This is a genomic window from Streptomyces sp. NPDC020875, assembly GCF_040641415.1.
Classification (GTDB): Bacteria; Actinomycetota; Actinomycetes; order Streptomycetales; family Streptomycetaceae; genus Streptomyces.
Genome location: NZ_JBFADP010000122.1, coordinates 1 through 4,331, shown reverse-complemented (window position 1 = coordinate 4,331; position 4,331 = coordinate 1). Strand labels below are relative to the sequence as shown.

At 71.6% G+C, this 4,331-nt stretch carries 4 protein-coding genes; 2 read left to right on the top strand and 2 right to left on the bottom strand.

Going from position 1 to position 4,331, the window contains the following annotated elements; translation table 11 throughout:
• Window positions 1-130 precede the first annotated feature (130 nt).
• Together AB0G74_RS34130 and AB0G74_RS34125 are read right to left on the bottom strand one after the other, a co-directional pair.
• A complete protein-coding gene (locus tag AB0G74_RS34130) occupies window positions 131-1,795 on the bottom strand; it encodes a DHA2 family efflux MFS transporter permease subunit (RefSeq protein ID WP_361154564.1) in 1,665 nt (554 codons plus the stop codon).
• Window positions 1,796-1,918: 123 nt separating this feature from the next.
• Window positions 1,919-2,401: a MarR family transcriptional regulator gene (locus tag AB0G74_RS34125; RefSeq protein ID WP_361154561.1), complete on the bottom strand. Its 483-nt coding sequence runs from the start codon at window positions 2,399-2,401 to the stop codon at window positions 1,919-1,921.
• A gap of 267 nt (window positions 2,402-2,668) precedes the next feature.
• On the opposite strand from AB0G74_RS34125, the gene AB0G74_RS34120 reads away from it, so the two are divergent.
• Together AB0G74_RS34120 and AB0G74_RS34115 are read left to right on the top strand one after the other, a co-directional pair.
• Window positions 2,669-3,511 (top strand): LLM class F420-dependent oxidoreductase, encoded by an 843-nt coding sequence (locus tag AB0G74_RS34120; protein ID WP_361154558.1) that lies wholly within the window; start codon window positions 2,669-2,671, stop codon window positions 3,509-3,511.
• A gap of 117 nt (window positions 3,512-3,628) precedes the next feature.
• Window positions 3,629-4,216 carry a TetR family transcriptional regulator gene (locus AB0G74_RS34115; protein ID WP_361154566.1) on the top strand — a complete coding sequence of 196 codons (588 nt, stop codon included), beginning with the start codon at window positions 3,629-3,631 and terminating at the stop codon, window positions 4,214-4,216.
• The last annotated feature ends 115 nt before the right edge of the window (window positions 4,217-4,331 follow it).

Genomic DNA, 4,331 nt, shown 5'->3' with positions numbered 1-4,331 from the left:
CCGGCGGCGGGACGAGGTGCCCGGCCTCGCCCTGGATGGGTTCCAGCAGTACGGCGACGGTGTTCTCGGTGAGGGCGGCTTCCATCGCGGTCCGGCCCGCCCCTGTCGCGTCTCCGCGATCCCGGCGACCTCAGTGGAAGGCGGGCGCCGGGACCTCGGCCCGCTCGCCGTCCTCGGTCCGCTCGCCCTTCGCCCGGCCGCGCAGCAGGAGCAGGGCCGCGACGAGGGCCGCGATCACGATTCCGGTGCCGACGGTGAAGGCGAGCTGGTAGCCGCCGGTCAGCGCCTCGGCCTGCGAGTTCCCCCGGTCGAGACCCGACTCGGTCCGGGACGCCGCCAGGGTGGAGAGGACCGCGACGCCGATCGCGCCGCCGAGCTGCTGGGTGGTGTTGAAGAGGCCCGACGCCAGCCCGGCGTCCTCGGCGGCGACCCCGCTCATGCCCAGCGACGTCAGCGCCGGGAGCGCCAGACCGACACCGGCCGCGAGGATCATCACCGGCAGCAGATCCGTCACGTAGTTCGCGCCGGTCGCGGGGACCCGGGTCAGCAGGCCGAGCACCCCGACCAGGAGCGCCAGACCGGTCAGCAGGACCGCGCGCTCCCCGAACCGGCCGATCAGCCGGGCGGAGACACCGAGGGCGGTGACCCCGATGATCACGGCGGCGGGGAGCATCGCGAGACCCGTCTCCAGCGCCCCGTACCCCAGCACCTTCTGGAGGTAGAGGGCGACCAGGAACTGGAAGGCGAAGAGCGCGGAGACCATCAGCATCTGGACCAGGTTGGCGCCGACCAGGCCGCGGGAGCGGAGCAGCCGAGGGGTGATCAGCGGGGTGCGGGCCGTGGCCTGGCGGATCGCGAACCCGGCGAGCAGGGCGACGGCGACGGCACCGAGTCCCAGGGTGTGCGGGTCGATCCAGCCGTAGTGCTCGGCCTTGACGATGGTGTAGATGCCGAGCGTCAGACCGGCGGTGACCAGGGACGCGCCGATGACGTCGGCACCGGCCCGCAGCCCGAGGCCGCGGTCGTTCGGCAGCAGCGGTACGGCGAGGGCGAGAACGGCGAGCCCGATCGGCAGATTGATGGTGAAGATCCAGCGCCAGTCGAGGGCATCGGTCAGCACCCCGCCGAGCACCTGCCCGATGGAGGCGCCCGCGGCGCCGGTGAAGGCGAAGACCGCGATGGCCTTGGCGCGTTCGCGGGGCTCGGTGAAGAGGGTGATCAGAATGCCCAGTCCGACGGCGGACGCCATGGCGCTGCCGACGCCCTGGAGGAAGCGGGAGGCGATCAGGACGCCCGGTGAGGTCGCGACCCCGGCCAGCAGGGACGCGGCGGTGAAGACCCCGATCCCCGACAGGAACATCTTCTTCCGGCCGATCAGGTCGCCGAGCCGCCCGGCGAGCAGCAGCAGCGCCCCGAAGGGGATCAGATAGGCGTTGACGACCCAGCTCAGACCGGCCGGGGTGAAGCCGAGGTCCTGCTGCATGGCGGGCATCGCGACGGTGACGATGCTGCCGTCGAGGATCAGCATCAGGGTGCCCACCGCGACGACGGCGAGTGCCGCCCAGCGTGACCGGCCCCCCTCGGCGGAGGGATCCGGCGGTGCGCCGGTGGTCCGGCGGCGGCCGGTCGCCGGTACGGGTTTCCCCGCGGTTCCGGCGGCTGTGCGGCCGTCGCTCTTGGTGCTCTTGGTGTTCTTGGCGCCGGCGGCGGTCGAAGCGGTTGCGGCGGGCTCGGCGATCTCAGCGGTCTCGGCGGCCGTGGTGCCGGGGGCGGTCTCGGCGGAGGTCAGCGTCATGGTCGGTCTCCCGTGTCCGTGGTGGCGACAAGAAAGACCGTAGCAGATAGTTCCGTTGCAGACTATCTATCTCGGTTGTTTATTTGTTGGTCCGTACGGGCGGCGGACGCTCCGCCGCCCGGCTCAGCGCTGCCGCGGCCGACGGGTGGCGGCCCCTTCGTCGGGCGTCGACAGGGCCCCGTCGACCAGCTGTCCCAGTGCGCGGACGAGGGTCCGGGCGTCCGCGTCCGAAAGGCTCGTGAGCACGCTCCGGTGGACCTCGTCCACGATCCGCTCGCTCTGCCTCAGGACCTCCCGGCCCTTCTCGGTCACCGCGATGATGCGCGCCCTGCGGTCCCGGGTGGACTGCCGCCGCTCGGCCAGACCCTGCTTTTCCAGGGCGTCCACGGTGACCACCATCGTGGTCTTGTCGATGTCCCCGATCTCGGCGAGCTGCGCCTGGGTGCGCTCCTCGTCCACCGCGTGCACCAGGACGCAGTGCATCCGCGCGGTCAGGTCGATCTCGGCGAGGGCGGTGGACATCATGGTCCGCAGTACATGGCCGCTGCGGTCCAGGAGATAGCTGAGATCCGGTTCGGTTCGCTGCTGCTTCGTCATGGAGGGCATGCCTCCAGTCTAGCGATCCCGGTTGTTTCGGGATTATCCGTAACCGGACTATCCGGTGCCGAAGGTTCTCGGCGGGGGTGGTCGCCGGGGCGAGGGCGCCCGGGGCCGCCCCGGGCGGGGCATTCCGGAGCCGGTTACGGGAACACCGCGCCCCCGCCCCCCGTTGTCGCAGGAGCCGCGGCCGCCGTTCGGGGCGGGAGGTCCAACTGTCCCGCCCCCGGCCGGAGTCGGCTGCCGACCGTCGACCCATCGAAGGAAGGAGCCGGGATGCGCATCGCGGTGACCGCCGCCCTGACCGACCGGACGATCACTCCCCTGAAGCTGGCGCGCGAGCTGGAGGAGCGCGGTTTCGACGGGCTCTATCTGCCCGAGCACACCCATATCCCCCTGGCGCGCGACACTCCGTTCCCCTACGCGCCGGGCGGTGAGCTGGACGACTGGTACGGCCGGCTGCTCGACCCCTTCGTCGGGCTGGCCCAGGCCGCCGCCGTCACCACCCGGCTGGCTCTCGGCACCGGCGTCCTGCTGGTCGCCCAGCACGATCCGATCGTGCTCGCCAAACAGGCCGCGACCCTCGACCACCTCTCCGGCGGCCGGTTCACCCTCGGCGTCGGCTTCGGCTGGAACCGGGAGGAGGCCGCCGACCACGGTGTCGACTGGCCGAACCGGCGCGATCTGGTCCTCGACCGGATGCGGCTGATGCGGGCGCTGTGGGCCGCCGAGCCGACCGCGTACCAGGGCGAGTACGGCTCCGTCCGCGCGTCGCACGCCCATCCCAAGCCGGTCCGGGGCGGCTCCCCGCGCACCCTGCTCGGCGGCGGCGCCGGGCCCAAGCTCTTCGCGCATATCGCCGCGTACGGGGACGGCTGGCTGCCCATCGGCGGCGCGGCGCTCGAAACGGGGCTGCCCGTTCTGCGGACCGTCTGGGCGGACGCGGGCCGCGACCCGGCCGCCCTCGAAGTCGTGCCGTACGCGGTCGAGCCCACCCCGGAGAAGCTGGCGTACTACGCGGACAGCGGCGTCGAGGAGGCCGTCCTCCTGCTTCCCGACGCCGACGAGTCAGGGGCGCTGCGGGCGCTGGACGAGTTCGGGCGGTACCTGGAGGCGTAGACCCGGGCGGGTGTTCCCGGCCGCCGCCACACCCCCGGAAAATACTCCATTCGTAGTACTCTGCCCACAGTGGTCGAAAGCCGGGACGGGGCCGGTACTACGGATGGAGTGATGGCAGTGGTCCGCAGAAACGACGAGCGCAGGGCGGCGCTCGTGGACGCCGCGATCGAGGTCCTGGCCAGGGAGGGCGCCAGGGGGCTGACCTTCCGCGCGGTCGACACCGAGGCCGCCGTCCCCAACGGCACCGCCTCCAACTACTTCGCCAGCCGCGACGACCTCCTCACCCAGGCCGGATCCCGGGTCTACGAACGGCTCCAGCCCGACGAGGCCACCATCCGCCGGGTCAGCACCGCCGACCGCGACCTGGAGACCTACGCCCGGTTGATGCGCGAACTAGTGGAGCGCGTCTCCTCGTTCCGTACCGGCTATCTCGCCTTCCTCGAACTCCGTCTCGAAGGCACCCGCCGACCCGAACTCCGCCGGGTTCTCACGGAGCGCGTCCGGGCCGATGTCGAAGCCAATGTCGCCTATCACGAGGCGTCCGGGCTCCCCGGTGACGCGATGGCCGTCAAGCTGCTGATGCTCACCCTCAACTGGCTGATCGTCGAACAGCTCACCCTGCCGGACCTCTATCCGGAGGAGGAGCGGGAGGCCCTGGTGAAGGCCGCGGTGGACCGGATCGTGGGGGCGGGACCGGCCTCGTAGCCCACCGCCGGGGCCGCGTACGGGGTGGTGAACTGCTCGGCAGGGAGTGAACTCTAGTGTGCATGTGCGTGTTTGAGTGTGCGTTATGATCTGTGTATGAACCTCAAGGAGTGGG

What these genes read in the sequence shown, in the direction of transcription:
- AB0G74_RS34130 (WP_361154564.1), bottom strand. Translation starts at nt 1,795, where the DNA reads ATGACGCTGACCTCCGCCGAGACCGCCCCCGGCACCACGGCCGCCGAG.
- AB0G74_RS34125 (WP_361154561.1), bottom strand. Translation starts at nt 2,401, where the DNA reads ATGCCCTCCATGACGAAGCAGCAGCGAACCGAACCGGATCTCAGCTAT.
- AB0G74_RS34120 (WP_361154558.1), top strand. Translation starts at nt 2,669, where the DNA reads ATGCGCATCGCGGTGACCGCCGCCCTGACCGACCGGACGATCACTCCC.